At 68.2% G+C, this 13,780-nt stretch carries 12 protein-coding genes and 1 pseudogene; 4 read left to right on the top strand and 9 right to left on the bottom strand.

Annotation, left to right across the window (positions count from 1 at the left end; all coding sequences use genetic code 11):
• Nucleotides 1-1,602 (top strand): alpha/beta fold hydrolase (locus tag ACQI5H_RS21775; protein ID WP_427081358.1); only part of this gene is annotated, 1,602 nt, incomplete at its 5' end.
• A 14-nt stretch (nt 1,603-1,616) separates the two neighbouring features.
• On the opposite strand, the pseudogene lepA reads toward ACQI5H_RS21775, so the two are convergent.
• Nucleotides 1,617-3,529: pseudogene (lepA, locus tag ACQI5H_RS21770) on the bottom strand (translation elongation factor 4).
• A 21-nt stretch (nt 3,530-3,550) separates the two neighbouring features.
• Between lepA and ACQI5H_RS21765 the strand changes: the two are divergent.
• Nucleotides 3,551-4,153: a type II toxin-antitoxin system PemK/MazF family toxin gene (locus ACQI5H_RS21765; protein WP_427081363.1), complete on the top strand. Its 603-nt coding sequence runs from the start codon at nt 3,551-3,553 to the stop codon at nt 4,151-4,153.
• 12 nt (nt 4,154-4,165) lie between these two features.
• Here the strand turns inward: ACQI5H_RS21765 and ACQI5H_RS21760 are convergent, their stop codons facing one another.
• Nucleotides 4,166-4,594, bottom strand: a complete 429-nt coding sequence (locus tag ACQI5H_RS21760) for a CBS domain-containing protein (RefSeq protein ID WP_427081357.1) — start codon at nt 4,592-4,594, stop codon at nt 4,166-4,168.
• A gap of 161 nt (nt 4,595-4,755) precedes the next feature.
• On the opposite strand from ACQI5H_RS21760, the gene ACQI5H_RS21755 reads away from it, so the two are divergent.
• Nucleotides 4,756-5,589: a ribonuclease Z gene (locus tag ACQI5H_RS21755; protein ID WP_427081356.1), complete on the top strand. Its 834-nt coding sequence runs from the start codon at nt 4,756-4,758 to the stop codon at nt 5,587-5,589.
• Here ACQI5H_RS21755 and ACQI5H_RS21750 read toward each other — a convergent pair.
• Genes ACQI5H_RS21750 through ACQI5H_RS21735 form a run of 4 tightly spaced genes read right to left on the bottom strand, consistent with a single transcriptional unit; the run spans nt 5,586 to nt 9,770 of the window.
• Entirely contained in the window at nt 5,586-6,248 is a 663-nt protein-coding gene (locus tag ACQI5H_RS21750) for a hypothetical protein (protein ID WP_427081355.1), read from the bottom strand. The genes ACQI5H_RS21755 and ACQI5H_RS21750 overlap by 4 nt on opposite strands.
• An 8-nt stretch (nt 6,249-6,256) precedes the next feature.
• Nucleotides 6,257-7,096: a transglutaminase family protein gene (locus tag ACQI5H_RS21745; RefSeq protein WP_427081354.1), complete on the bottom strand. Its 840-nt coding sequence runs from the start codon at nt 7,094-7,096 to the stop codon at nt 6,257-6,259.
• The gene (locus ACQI5H_RS21740) at nt 7,096-8,073 is read right to left on the bottom strand and encodes an alpha-E domain-containing protein (protein ID WP_427081353.1); all 978 of its coding nucleotides are present in this window, start codon (nt 8,071-8,073) and stop codon (nt 7,096-7,098) included. The genes ACQI5H_RS21745 and ACQI5H_RS21740 overlap by 1 nt, the downstream gene beginning before the upstream one ends.
• Nucleotides 8,073-9,770 (bottom strand): circularly permuted type 2 ATP-grasp protein, encoded by a 1,698-nt coding sequence (locus ACQI5H_RS21735; RefSeq protein ID WP_427081352.1) that lies wholly within the window; start codon nt 9,768-9,770, stop codon nt 8,073-8,075. Before ACQI5H_RS21735 ends, ACQI5H_RS21740 begins: the two co-directional genes overlap by 1 nt.
• 146 nt (nt 9,771-9,916) lie before the next feature.
• On the opposite strand from ACQI5H_RS21735, the gene rpsT reads away from it, so the two are divergent.
• The gene (gene rpsT / locus ACQI5H_RS21730; RefSeq protein WP_076064408.1) at nt 9,917-10,177 is read left to right on the top strand and encodes a 30S ribosomal protein S20; all 261 of its coding nucleotides are present in this window, start codon (nt 9,917-9,919) and stop codon (nt 10,175-10,177) included.
• 13 nt (nt 10,178-10,190) lie between these two features.
• Here rpsT and holA read toward each other — a convergent pair whose 3' ends face one another.
• Genes holA through ACQI5H_RS21715 form a run of 3 tightly spaced genes read right to left on the bottom strand, consistent with a single transcriptional unit; the run spans nt 10,191 to nt 13,616 of the window.
• Entirely contained in the window at nt 10,191-11,153 is a 963-nt protein-coding gene (gene holA / locus ACQI5H_RS21725; protein WP_427081362.1) for a DNA polymerase III subunit delta, read from the bottom strand.
• A 44-nt stretch (nt 11,154-11,197) separates the two neighbouring features.
• The gene (locus tag ACQI5H_RS21720) at nt 11,198-12,772 is read right to left on the bottom strand and encodes a ComEC/Rec2 family competence protein (protein ID WP_427081351.1); all 1,575 of its coding nucleotides are present in this window, start codon (nt 12,770-12,772) and stop codon (nt 11,198-11,200) included.
• Nucleotides 12,753-13,616: a helix-hairpin-helix domain-containing protein gene (locus ACQI5H_RS21715; protein WP_427081350.1), complete on the bottom strand. Its 864-nt coding sequence runs from the start codon at nt 13,614-13,616 to the stop codon at nt 12,753-12,755. Before ACQI5H_RS21715 ends, ACQI5H_RS21720 begins: the two co-directional genes overlap by 20 nt.
• Between the last annotated feature and the right edge of the window lie 164 nt (nt 13,617-13,780).

The raw sequence follows: 13,780 nt of genomic DNA, 5'->3' as shown, positions 1-13,780 counted from the left end.
CCGATTGGTGTGCCGTTGGGCAATATGCGGGTGTTTGTGCTTGATGCGGGGTTGTCTCCGGTGCCCGTGGGTGTACTTGGTGAGTTCTATGTCGCGGGCGCCGGTGTGGCCCGGGGATATCGCGGCCGCGCGGCGTTGACCGCGACCCGGTTTGTGGCCTGTCCGTTCGGGCCGGCCGGGACGCGCATGTATCGCACCGGCGATGTAGGCCGATGGACCGCCCACGGCGCACTGGAGTTCGTGGGCCGCGCCGATCAACAAGTCAAGATCCGCGGATTTCGGGTGGAGCCCGGTGAAGTCGAAGCCGTGCTAGCCACCCACCCCCACGTCGCGCACGCAGTCGTCATCGCCCACAGCACCCCCAACGCCGCCGACGACATCACCGACACCCACCTGGTGGGCTACGTCGTACTCAAACCACCACCCGCCGCCGCCGACCCCGACGCCCCCGCCGCGCTGGCCGCCGACATCCGCCGCCACGCCGCGACACGACTGCCCGAGTTCATGGTGCCCGCCGCAGTCATGGTCCTTGAGGCCCTGCCACTGACCGCCCACGGCAAACTCGACCGAAAAGCCCTGCCGGCCCCGCAGTTCGTCAGTGACGTGGCCTACCGAGCCCCCCGCGATCCACGCGAAACAGCGCTGGCCACCCTGTTCGCCGAAGTCCTCGGGACCAACAAAGTCGGCATCGACGACGGATTCTTCACCCTGGGCGGACACTCCCTCTCGGCAACCCGACTCGTCGCACGCATCCGCACCGAACTCGGCATCGACATCCCCATCCGAGCAATCTTCGACGCCCCCACCGTCACCCAACTAGCCCAATGGATCGCCCGAGAACCCGCTTCTGAGTTCGTGGATCCGTTGGCGACCGTCTTACCCCTCCGCTTGGGCGGAGCCAAGCTACCCGTGTGGTGCATCCACCCGGCGGGTGGAATGGCGTGGGGTTACCGCGGGCTGGCCGAGCATCTTCATGACCGGCCCATCTACGGGTTGCAGGCGCGGGGACTCGACGGCACGACGCCGTTCGCCACGTCGATACCCGCCATGGCGAACGACTACGTCGAGCAAATACTGGCCGTGCAGCCGGAAGGGCCCTTCATTCTGCTGGGTTGGTCCTTCGGCGGTGTCGTGGCTCATGCGATGGCGGCAGAGCTCCGGCGCCGCGAACACGAGGTCGCACTGCTGGGGCTGATCGCCAGTGTCCCTAGGTATGAGGACGACCCGCTATTGCTGTCAGAATTCTCCGAAAGCGATACCCGCAGCCTGATCAACGCGTGGGCGAACGATCGCTACGGTGTTTCGATCGACGACCCTGAATACGAGTCGCTGGCGAACGTCGTCATCGCCTTGACCAAGAACAGTGTCGAAATGCTCAATGACTTCGTGTCGCCAAGCTACGACGGTCGCTCAGTACTGTTCATACCGACTGTCAACGAGCCAAGACCACCGGAGGAATATCTCGCGGCATGGGCACCGTATCTGAAAGGACATGTGTCCGCGCACAAAATTGAAAGCCAGCATTCCGACATGGACATGCCCGAGCCGATTGCCGCGATCGGCCAAATACTCGACCACGAGTTGGACAAACTATCGAACTGAGGGAGACGACCGCGTCACTTCTTTGCCTTGTCCCCCGCGGCATCGGTGGACAACGCGGCCACAAACGCTTCCTGCGGCACCTCGACCCGTCCGATGGTTTTCATCCGCTTCTTGCCTTCCTTCTGCTTTTCCAGAAGTTTGCGCTTGCGGGTGATGTCACCGCCGTAGCACTTGGACAGCACGTCCTTGCGGATCGCTCGAATGTTTTCGCGCGCAATGATTTTCGAGCCGATCGCCGCCTGCACCGGCACCTCGAACTGCTGGCGCGGGATCAATTCCTTGAGCTTGGTGGTCATCTTGTTGCCGTAGGCGTACGCCGAATCTTTGTGCACGATCGCGCTGAACGCGTCGACGGCCTCACCCTGCAGCAGAATGTCGACCTTGACCAGCTGCGCCTCCTGCTCGCCGGCGTCCTCGTAGTCGAGGCTGGCATAACCGCGGGTGCGCGATTTCAGCGAGTCGAAGAAGTCGAAGATGATCTCGCCCAACGGCATGGTGTAGCGCAGTTCCACCCGTTCGGGTGACAGGTAGTCCATGCCGCCCAGCTCGCCGCGGCGCGACTGGCAGAGCTCCATGATGGTCCCGATGAATTCGCTGGGGGCGATGATCGTCGTCTTCACCACCGGCTCGTAGACGGTGCGGACCTTGCCCTCGGGCCAGTCCGACGGGTTGGTCACCACGATCTCGGTGTCGTCCTCTTTGATCACCCGGTAGACGACGTTCGGCGACGTCGAGATCAGGTCCAGGTCGAACTCGCGCTCCAGGCGCTCGCGGGTGATCTCCATGTGCAGCAGACCCAGGAAGCCGCAGCGGAATCCGAAGCCCAGCGCCACCGACGTCTCCGGTTCGTACGTCAGTGCCGCGTCGTTGAGCTGCAGCCGGTCCAGGGCGTCGCGCAGGTCCGGGTAGTCGGAGCCGTCGACGGGATACAGGCCCGAGTAGACCATCGGCTTGGGTTCGCGGTAACCCGTCAACGCTTCGGTGGCGCCGTGCCGGGCGGTGGTGACGGTGTCGCCGACCTTGGACTGCCGCACGTCCTTGACCCCGGTGATCAGGTAGCCCACCTCACCCACGCCCAGGCCCTCGCTGGCCTTCGGTTCGGGCGACACGATGCCGACCTCGAGCAGCTCGTGGGTGGCGCCGGTGGACATCATCGCGATGCGTTCGCGCGGGGTGATCTTGCCGTCCACCACGCGGACGTAGGTGACCACGCCGCGGTAGATGTCGTAGACGGAGTCGAAGATCATCGCGCGGGTCGAGGCGTCGGCGTCGCCCTGCGGCGGCGGCACCTCCCGCACCACATGGTCGAGCAGGTCCGCGACGCCCTCCCCGGTTTTGCCGGAAACCCGCAACACGTCGGCGGGTTCGCAGCCGATGATGTGGGCGATCTCGCCGGCGTAGCGATCGGGGTCGGCCGCGGGCAGGTCGATCTTGTTGAGCACCGGGATGATGTGCAGATCGCGATCCAGCGCCAGATAGAGGTTGGCCAGGGTCTGAGCCTCGATGCCCTGCGCGGCGTCGACCAGCAGCACCGCGCCCTCGCAGGCCTCGAGCGCGCGGGACACCTCGTAGGTGAAGTCGACGTGGCCCGGGGTGTCGATCAGGTGCAGGACGTAGTCCTCGTCTCCCACTTTCCATGGCAGCCGCACGTTCTGCGCCTTGATGGTGATGCCGCGCTCGCGCTCGATGTCCATCCGATCCAGGTACTGGGCACGCATCGACCGCTCGTCGACGACGCCGGTGAGCTGAAGCATGCGGTCGGCGAGCGTGGACTTGCCGTGATCGATGTGGGCGATGATGCAGAAATTCCGAATCTGCGCCGGCGCCGTAAAGGTCTTGTCGGCGAAACTGCTGATGGGAATCTCCTGGTGGACTGGCGGTTCGGTGGTGCGTCAAGGGTATCCACGCGTCGCGGCCCGGACACAATTGGCGCGTCTATGCTGCGAATATGGCGTCTGCCCGGAAATCGCAGTGGAAGACGTTTCAGCGCTTCGCAGAGAACCTGGTGTTCGATCGTGCCCCGCGGCTGGTCCGACAGGTGCAGAACTCGCAGGCCGTGCTGCGGGAACTCCAGCAGGCGGTGAAGATCACCGCGAACGTCATCGCCGCCGTCGCCCCCCAGCCGCCGGCCGCGATCACCGCGGGCCGTCCGGTGACCAGCACCAGCTTTCCCACTACGCAGCGAGCCCGCAAACTGGTCTACTCGCCAGACCTCGACGGCCGCGCCGACCCCGGGGAGATCGTGTGGACGTGGGTGGTCTACGAGGACGATCCGACCCGCGGCAAGGACCGGCCGGTGCTCGTTGTGGGCCGCGACCGCAGCGTGCTGCTCGGGCTGATGGTGTCCAGCCAGGAGCGCCACGCCTCCGACCCCGACTGGGTTGGGATCGGTTCCGGCGCTTGGGATTACGAGGACAGGCAAAGCTGGGTCCGGCTGGACCGGGTGCTCGACGTGCCCGAGGAAGGGATACGACGCGAGGGCGCGATCCTGCGGCGCGAGATCTTCGACGTGGTGGCCGCGCGGCTGCGGGCCGAGTACGCCTGGCGCTGATCGTGCGGCGAGTCAGCCCTGCGTGATGTAGGACTGCAGCTGCTGCTGCTCGGCCTCGAGTTCTTCCATTCGGGTCTTCACCACGTCGCCGATGCTGACGATGCCGATCAGCTTTTTGCCCTCCAGCACCGGCACGTGGCGCACCCGGTTCTTGGTCATCAGCATGTTCAGCGAGTCGACCGTGTCGGACTTGGTGCACGTGGCGATCGTCGAGGTCATGATCTTCGAGACCGGACGGGACAGCACGCTCGCGCCGTGTTTGTGCAGTTGGCGCACGACGTCGCGTTCCGACACGATCCCGACGACACCCTCGGCACCAACTACGACCATGGCGCCGATGTTCTGCTCGGTGAGGCCCGCGAGCAGCTCCTTGACGGTTGCCTCGGGGTTGATCGTCACCACCGCCGCACCCTTGTTGCGCAAAACGTCCGCTATCCGCATTCAGGCCTCCCAGGCGGTTGTGAGCTGCTTCACACCAGGCTACGGCCAACTTGCGCGGCGGGAAAGCCGACGCGAGGACCGAGAGCCGATGCTGTCCATTACCCTCACACCCGCACCCCGAAACACTCACGTCTGCCGACGGTGTCCGCGAGGATGGGGCCATGATCGAGGTCACCCTGCTCGGAACCGGAAGCCCCATCCCCGACCCGAACCGCGCTGGGCCGTCGACCCTGGTGCGGGCCGGCGGGCAGGTGTTCCTGGTGGATTGCGGCCGCGGGGTCTTGCAACGTGCGGCGGCGATCGGCGTGGGCGCCAGCGGATTGTCGGCGCTGCTGCTCACCCACCTGCACAGCGATCACATCGGCGACCTCGGCGACGTCCTGATCACGCGCTGGGTCAGCACCTTCAGCCCGGAGCCCATCCCGCTGCCGATCATCGGACCGCCCGGCACCGCGGAAACGGTTGAGGCGACGCTGAACGCGTTGCACCATGACATCGGTTACCGCATCGCTCACCACGCCGACCTGAATGCGCCGCCGCCGGTCGAGGTCCACGAATACACCGAGGGTCCGGTGTGGGAGCGCGACGGCGTGTCGATCCGGGTCGCCCCCACCGATCACCGGCCGGTGGCCCCGACCATCGGATTCAGAATCGAATTCGGGGCCGCGTCCGTTGTGCTGGCCGGGGACACGGTCCCCTGCGCCACCCTGGACGAATTGGCAACCGGCGCAGGCGCTTTGGTGCACACCGTGATCCGCAAGGACATCGTCTCCAACATCCCGCAACAGCGGCTGCAGGACATCTGCGACTACCACTCGTCGGTCGAGGAAGCGGCGGCCACCGCGGCCCGCGCGGGGGTGGGAACCCTGGTCATGACGCACTACGTGCCGGCCCTGGTGCCGGGGCAGGAAGAACAGTGGCGGACGTTGGCCGCCACCGAGTTCGCCGGGCAGATCGAGCTCGGCGACGACCTGCACCGGGTCGAGGTCAGCTAGGTCGGCGACGCTCGCCCCAGCTGCAGGCCGGCCGGAACCAACCAGACCAGCGCCGCGACCCGCGCGATCGGCAGGATCACGCCCAGTTCCGGCCACGCCAGCACCAGCGCCGTCACTTCCGCGAGCGCGGCAACCGCCAGGCCCGCCGACGCCAGCGGCCCGGGCAGCAATCTCCGCGCGCGACTCGGCACGGCCACCCCGGCGACCAACAGGCCGAGCGCCACCAAATGCCCCGGGCCGCCGATCAGAAACGCCAGGAAGTAGATCGCCCGAACCAGCGCGGCGTCCGCACTTACCTCGGGTCGCGACAATGTCCAGCCCAACAACGCCGTCAGACCCAGCGTGCCGGCCGCCAGCGTCCCGCCCGTCAATGCGATCGCCGCCGCGGGCCGGGCCACACCGAGGTGCCGCAACCGGGCGGCGACCATCGCCGCGTAGATCGCAAGCGGCACCGACGACGCGAACACCGCGGTGGCGATCACCTGCAGCGCGACCGGTTTTGCCCGGGCGTAGGCGACGACCGCGCCCATCGGCCCATAGGGCAACGGCAGCACGCCGCCCAGCGCCACGCCGGCGGCCACTCCGCCGAATAGCAGCCCGGCGCACAACAGTGCGAGGCCCGACAAGGCCGTCCGGCCCGGCGCTGACGAATCTTGCATCCGGCCCCCTAGGCCAGCCGAGTGACCTCCACGATCACGTCGAGGTCGGTTGCACCCTCGCCCGAGTAGATCCCTTTGAGCGGGGCGACGTCGGTGTAGTCGCGGCCGACGCCCACGCTGACGTACTGCTCGGTGATTTCGGTGTCGTTGGTGGGGTCGTAGTTCCACCAACTCCCGGTCCAGGCTTGAATCCAGGCATGACTTCGCCCGTCGACGGTATCGCCCACAATGGCGTTGCGTTTGGGGTGCAGGTAGCCCGACACATAGCGCGCGGGAATTCCCATGCTGCGCAAGGTCATTAGCGAAAGGTGCACGAAGTCCTGGCAGACGCCCTTGCCCTCGTTCAGCGCGTCGAGTCCCGACGAGTGCACGCCGGTGGTACCCGGAAGGTAGTCCAACTCGTCGTGCGCCCACTTGGCCGCGGCGACGACGGCTTCTTGGGGCTTATGGCTTTTCGCGATCTTCTTGCCCACGGACGCAACGCGTTTGCTTGCCGGGGTGTGTGCGGTGGGACGCAGAAGTTCATCGAACCGGTCGATCACCGCCTCGGATCGCAGGTCGCCCCACCCCGCCTCCATCGCGGCCGGCTCCGCCTCTTCGGTCTCGATGACCGACGACGACGTCACGGTGAGGTCGGCGTGCGGCGCGTGCAGATCGAACGCCGTGACGGCGGTGCCCCAATAATCGATGTAGCGATAAGACCGCGTCGCCGGAATGGTTTCGACACGGTTGAGGATGACGTTCTGCCGGGTGTCCGACCGCGGCGTCAGGCGGGCTTCGTTGTAGGAGGCGGTCACCGGCGACTGGTATGCGTACCCCGTGGTGTGCACCACCCGCATCCGCCACATCAGGCGTCCCCCTGCCTGGTGGTCAATCTGGTCCGCTCGCCCGCATCCGACCATGCCACCCACGGGGTGACGTGGAAGTACTGCAGCGACAACGCTTCTCCGACGTCGCGGCAGGTTCTCTGCAAGCCCGCCAAGCGGCTTTCGAGTGACTCCAGCAGCACACCGGGCTGCAAGAATTCCAACTCGCTACGCGCCTGACCGAGCAGCCGCTGCGCCTCCGCGGTGGCCCCGATTCGGCTCTGCGGATTGTGCAGCAACTCGTCGAGGTTGTGTTCGGCCAGCCTCAGCGAGTAGAACACCGAACGCGGAAACAGGCGATCGAGCAGCATGAACTCGACCACCCGAGTCGCGTCCAGCACACCCCGGTAGGTGCGCAGGTAGGTGTCGTGCGCACCGGCCGAACGCAACAGCGTCACCCATGCCGGCGAGGACGCGCTGTCCCCGACCCGCGACAGCAACAACCGCACCGTCATGTCGACGCGCTCGATCGCGCGGCCCAGCAACATGAAGCGGTACCCGTCGTCACGGGACAACGTCGAATCGGCCAGGCCGGCGAACATCGCGGCCCGACCCTCGATGAACGACAAAAACTCGTGTGGCCCAAGGCGTTTGGCGGCACGTTCGCGTTCGGGCAGGGCATGGTAGGTGGTGTTGAGGCACTCCCAGATCTCGCTGGACGTCACCTCGCGCGCCGACTTCGCGTTCTCGCGCGCCGCCGTGATCGCGTCGACGATCGAGCAGCCGCCCTTGTTGTTGGTGCTGTAGGCGACGAGGTCGGTCAGCGACCACACGTCCAGGTCGTGGTCCGGCGGTTCGATACCGAGGACGCGCAGCAGCAAGCGTGACGCCTGATCGGGATCGACGCTGGAATCCTCGAGCAGTTGGTGCAGCGCGACGTCGAGAATGCGCGCCGTGTCGTCGGCGCGCTCGACGTAGCGACCGATCCAATAGAGCGCCTCGGCGTTGCGGGCCAGCATCAGCGGATCGCCCTCTGCCGTTGCTGCTGCTGTTGTTGCTGCTGTTGCTGCGGCTGCTCGTCCTGCGGCTGTTCGGCCTGCAGCGGCTGTTGCGCCCGTGAACCGTCCGGCGCCGGGTCCGGGATCGCGTTCGGCAGCGACCGCACGACCTCGGCGGCGCCCAGCTCCCGCGCGACGGCCGCGGCGCGCGGCGCGAGCACCCACGTGTCCTTGGAGCCACCGCCCTGGCTGGAGTTCACCACCCGCGACCCCTCGACCAGCGCCACCCGGGTCAGCCCGCCCGGCAGCACCCACACATCGTCGCCGTCGTTGACCGCGAACGGCCGCAGGTCGACATAGCGGGGCGCCAGTTCGTCGTCGATCTGGGTCGGGACGGTGGAGAGCTCCATCATCGGCTGCGCGATCCAGCTGCGGGGATCGTCGCGAATCTTCTTGCTGACGGCCGCCAGCTCCTTCTGGGAGGCCTCGGGTCCGAACACAATGCCGTAGCCACCGGACCCCTCGACCGGCTTGAGGACCAACTCGTCGACCCGGTCGAGCACCTCTTCCCGTTCGTCGTCCAGCCAGCACCGGTAGGTCTCCACGTTGGCCAGCATCGGCTTCTCGCCCAGGTAGTACTCGATCATGGTGGGCACGTAGGTGTAGACCAGCTTGTCGTCGCCGACGCCGTTGCCGATGGCACTGGAGATGACGACGTTGCCGGCCCGGGCCGCGTTGACCAAACCCGCCACCCCCAGCACCGAGTCCGCGCGGAACTGCAGCGGGTCCAAGAAGGCGTCGTCGATGCGCCGATAGATGACGTCGACCTGGCGCTCGCCCTCCGTGGTGCGCATGTACACCTGGTTATCGCGGCAGAACAGGTCGCGGCCCTCGACCAACTCGACGCCCATCTGCCGCGCCAGCAGCGAATGCTCGAAGTACGCCGAGTTGTACACCCCGGGGGTCAGCACGACGACCGTCGGGTCCGCCTCGTTGGTGGCCGCGGAGTTGCGCAGCGCCCGCAGCAGATGCGACGAGTAGTCGTCGACAGCACGCACGCGGTGGGTAGCGAACAGGTTCGGGAAAACCCGCGCCATGGTGCGCCGGTTCTCCATGACGTACGACACGCCCGAGGGGGAGCGCAGGTTGTCCTCCAGGACGCGGAAGTTGCCCTTCTCGTCGCGGATCAAGTCGATGCCGGCGACGTGGATTCGCACGCCGTTGGGCGGGACGATGCCCACGGCCTGGCGGTGAAAGTGCTCGCAGGACGTGACCAGCCGGCGCGGGATGACGCCGTCGTTCAGGATCTCCTGGTCGCCGTAGATGTCGTCGAGATACATCTCGAGGGCTTTGACTCGCTGAGTGATGCCGCGCTCGAGCCGGCTCCACTCGGCGGCCGAGATCACCCGCGGCACCACGTCCAGCGGAAAGGGCCGCTCCTGACCCGACAGCGAAAACGTGATGCCCTGGTCGAGGAACGCCCGGGCCAGCGCCTCGGACCTGGCCATGAGATCCGAAGCGTCCGATGGCGCGAGCTCGGCGTAGATGCCCTTATACGGGCCGCGGACGTTGCCCGCGGCGTCGAACATCTCGTCGAAGGCCATCGCATAGGCGTCGGTGGTGTTGTATCCGCCGAAGATGCGCTCGGAGCGTGCCTGCGGTCGCGCCGGGCCGCGCGACCTTTGCCCGGTCTCCTCAAGCTGGCTCGTAAGACTCACTTTTCAGATGCTGCCTCAAATTGACGTTGCGGCAGGTCACGGTTTCCCCTTTTGGGAGAAAACGTAACCGACTGATAACCTGGGCAATCGCCGCCGGGTACATCGGGCGCCTCAAGCCAACACCGAATCTAAGAAGGAAACAACGCGTGGCCAACATAAAGTCGCAGCAGAAGCGCAATCGCACGAACGAGCGCGCCCGCCTGCGCAACAAGTCGGTGAAGTCCTCGCTGCGCACCGCCGTGCGCGCGTTCCGGGAGGCCACCGACGCCGGCGACAAGGACAAGGCCGCGGAGTTGCTGGTGTCGACCAACCGCAAGCTGGACAAAGCGGCCAGCAAGGGCGTGATCCACAAGAATCAGGCGGCGAACAAGAAGTCCGCTCTGGCCAAGGCCCTGAACAAGCTCTGAACCTCGATGTCGCTCACCGGCCGCGGTCGGCCACCAGCTCGGCGACCTGCCTGACCGCGGATTCCAGCGCGTAGTCGGCGTCCGCGACGGCGCCCTTGACGTTGGCGTTGAGTACCGCCACCACTTTCATCGCGGTCGCCACCGTGTCGCGCGACCAGCGCCGGGCCTGTTTCTGCGCCTTCTGCACCCGCCAGGGCGGCATCCCCAGCTGCGACGCGAGGCGGTAGGGGTCGCCGGACAGCGGCCCGACACGGCCGATGGTGTGCACGGCCTCGGCCAGGGCGTCGGCCAGCACCACCAGGGGCTCGCCGCGCATCATCGCCCACCGCAGCGCCTCGGTGGCTCCTTCGATGTCGCCGGCCACCGCCTTGTCGGCGATGTCGAACCCTTTCACCTCCGCTTTGCCGCTGTGATAGCGGCGCACCGCGGCCGCATCGACGGCACCGGCGGTGTCGGCGACCAGCTGCGAACAGGCCGAGGCCAGCTCACGCACGTCGGACCCGACCGCATCGAGCAGGGCGGTCACCGTCTCCTCGTCGACCTTGATGCGCAGCGCGCGGAACTCCTTGCGGACGAAGTCGATGCGCTCGCTGAGCTTGGTGATGCGCGCGCAGGGATGTACCTGCGCACCGAGCTTTTGCAGCTCGTTGGCCAGCGCTTTGGCCCGCCCGCCGCCCGAGTGCACCACGACCAGCACCGTGCCCGCCGGGATGTCGGCGGCGGCCGCGGCGATCATCGCGGCCGCGTCCTTGCCCGCGTCGCCGGCGGCCTCCAGCACGACGATGCGTTCGTCGGCGAACAGTGACGGGCTCAGTAGCTCGGCGAGTTCGTACGTGCTGACGTCGCCGGCCCGCATCCGGCTGACCGGCACATCGTTGGCGCCGGGGTCGGTGCCCGCACGCTGCCGCGCCGAGCGCAGCACATCGGCCACCGCCCGTTCGACCAGCAGTTCCTCGTCGCCCAGGACCAGGTGCAACGGCGCGGGCTCGCTCACCCCACGATGGTGTCACGTGGGTCCGACTAGGGCCCGCCCAGTCCCGAAAGCCGCCAGGCCAGCACCCACACGGCCACCGCCGCGCCCGCCAGCCCGATCCCCGCGCGAAACCCGCGCCACCGCCACAACAGCCGCGTGAGCAGAACCACCACAACGGCGGCGCCGCCGACCATCAGGACGCCCGGCGCGCCGGAGGGAACGGACATGGTCGCCGCGGGGACCTCGGCCACCCAACGCGCCACGCTCAGCACCCACCACAGCTCGGGGCCGGCGAATCGGATCAGCAGCTCCCCGCCGGCCGGCCACAACATGCACAACACGGCCGCCGCGCTGCCCAGCACCGTGATCGGCGCTATCGCCGCCGCGACCGCGAGATTCGCGACCACGGCCACCAGGCTGAGCCGGCCCGAAATGCCGGCGACCAGCGGCGCGGTCACCGCGTGCGCGGCGCACGCCACCGCGAGGGCATCTGCCAGCGGCTTGGGACAGCCTCGATCGGTCAGGCGCCGCGACCACGCCGGCGCGATGACGACCAGCGCGGCCGTCGCCACCACCGACAGGGCGAAGCCCACGTCGACGGCCAGATGCGGAGCGACGGTCAGCAGTATCAGCACCGCCGCCGACAGGGCCGGAATCGCTTGCCGCCGTCGCGAAGACAGCATCCCCGCCAACGCGATGGCGCCCATCACGGCCGCCCGCAACACGCTCGGCGTCGGTTGGACGACGATGACGAAGGCGACCAGTGCCACCGCGGCCAGCGCCACCGCCGCGCGGGGGCCGATCAGCCGGGCCGAGAACAACACCGCCGCGCACACGATCGTGACGTTGGCCCCCGATACCGCCGTCAAGTGCGTCATGCCGGCGGCGCGAAAGTCGCGAGTGGTCTGCGCGCTCACCGCCGCGGTGTCGCCGAGGACCAGGGCGGGCAGCATCGCGGCCTGCTCGGCGGGCAGCGCATCGCGGGCGGCGGCGGAGAACCGCGTGCGGATGGCGTGAGCGGCCCGCTGCACCGCGCCGGCCTCGCCCATCGTCGGTCGGCCCGTCGCGTTGAGCACCGCGACCGTCAGGTCATGGCGGGCGGGGCGGGTGATGCGCGCGGTGAAGCGCACCGGCTGGCCGACCAGCACACCACCGAAGTCTGATGTGCGCGCGAAAACGACTACCCGGCCGGACATTTCGTCGGCGCGCAGCCGCTGGAGGGTGGCGCGAAACATCAGGCTCCCGCGGCCCACCGTCCGCGGGCTCTCGGTGGGGGTAACCGTCACCGGGGCGGCGGTGCCGAAAGCCGCGGCGATGGGATGGCGGGCCACCGCGTCGGTACGTAGCGCGATCGCCAGCCCGAAGCCCGCACCCACGACACCGATCGCCAGTACGCCGGCGCCGATCGCCCGCAGGCGCGCGTGGCCGCGCGCCACGCACAGCAGCGCAAACGAGGCGGCAACCAGCACGACGCAGCAGCAAGCGAGCGCCCGCCCGACCGGCCACACGATCCCGGCGGCGGTGGCCGTCCATCCCGTGAGCGCGGCCGGGACCAGGCGGACATCGAGGTGCGCCAGCGGCGATCCGTCGAAACCCGCGGTGTCAGACGCGGACCAGGGCACGCAGCTTTTCCAGCCGCGCCGGGCCGATGCCGTCGACGTCGGCGAGCTGGTCGACGCTGGTGAACTTGCCGTTGGCCTGCCGCCACGCCACGATCGCGGCGGCGGTGACGGGCCCGACCCCGGGAAGGGCGTCCAGCTGCTCCACGCTCGCGGTGTTGAGGTCAAGCGCCTGCCCCGGTTTCGGCTTGGCCGATCCCGATACGGGTGCCGGCGTCCCGGGCGTCGGCGCCGAGCCGGAGGCCACCGAGCTGCCGAGCGCAGTGGGTCGCCCCGAGATCGGGGCCAGCCCGACCACGATCTGTTCGCCGTCGCCGACCGGACGGGCCATGTTCAGTCCGATGGTGTCCGCACCGTCCACGGCACCGCCGGCGGCCTGCAGCGCATCGGCGATCCGCGCGCCGGGCGCCAGGGTGACCAGCCCCGGCGTGCGGACCAGCCCGACGACGCTGACCACACAGGGCCGGTCGGAACCCGCCGGCTGGCCGGCGACCGGACCCGCCGACGATCTGGGGCTCACCGTGGACGCCTTCTCGACTGGAGGGAGCTTGGCCGACATCACCGGCGCCGGCCTATCGCGCACCAGCGTGAATATCGTGACCAGCACGGCCAGCGCGGCGACCACCGCCATCGCGATAGCGCCGGCGCGGCCGGGGTCGGCGCGCAGCCGTGCCACCCAGCCGCCGCGCCTGGACGCGTCGGGAAGCCACCGGGGCAGCAACGAATTCTGGTCGTCCTCCGGCGCGTCCGGGTCATCCTCCGGTTCCGCGCGATCGGCATGCGAATCGGTATCGGGCTCAGCGCCGAGACGCCGCTGCAGTCGCTCGGCTGGCAGTTCTGTTCGCATGCGCCCGACGGTAAGCGCGGCGACCGCCGCAATGACCCGTCCAAGGGCGTCGCGGCGCTCGTTTGTGGACTAACCCGAGGCTGTGCACAAGCACAGCGGGCGATGGGTCAAGATAAGAAGCCGAAGCGACCGGCCGGGACCGCAACCCCATCCGCGGCTTCACC

Origin of the sequence: Mycobacterium heidelbergense (genome assembly GCF_050205645.1) — a bacterium.
GTDB lineage: Bacteria > Actinomycetota > Actinomycetes > Mycobacteriales > Mycobacteriaceae > Mycobacterium > Mycobacterium heidelbergense_A.
Note: the sequence above shows the minus strand (reverse complement) of the source record. Positions and strands in the feature narration are given on the sequence as shown.

Coding starts and splice junctions, on each gene's coding strand:
- ACQI5H_RS21765 (WP_427081363.1), top strand. CDS start 3,551: ATGGCGTCTGCCCGGAAATCGCAGTGGAAGACGTTTCAGCGCTTCGCA.
- ACQI5H_RS21760 (WP_427081357.1), bottom strand. CDS start 4,594: ATGCGGATAGCGGACGTTTTGCGCAACAAGGGTGCGGCGGTGGTGACG.
- ACQI5H_RS21755 (WP_427081356.1), top strand. CDS start 4,756: ATGATCGAGGTCACCCTGCTCGGAACCGGAAGCCCCATCCCCGACCCG.
- ACQI5H_RS21750 (WP_427081355.1), bottom strand. CDS start 6,248: ATGCAAGATTCGTCAGCGCCGGGCCGGACGGCCTTGTCGGGCCTCGCA.
- ACQI5H_RS21745 (WP_427081354.1), bottom strand. CDS start 7,096: ATGTGGCGGATGCGGGTGGTGCACACCACGGGGTACGCATACCAGTCG.
- ACQI5H_RS21740 (WP_427081353.1), bottom strand. CDS start 8,073: ATGCTGGCCCGCAACGCCGAGGCGCTCTATTGGATCGGTCGCTACGTC.
- ACQI5H_RS21715 (WP_427081350.1), bottom strand. CDS start 13,616: ATGCGAACAGAACTGCCAGCCGAGCGACTGCAGCGGCGTCTCGGCGCT.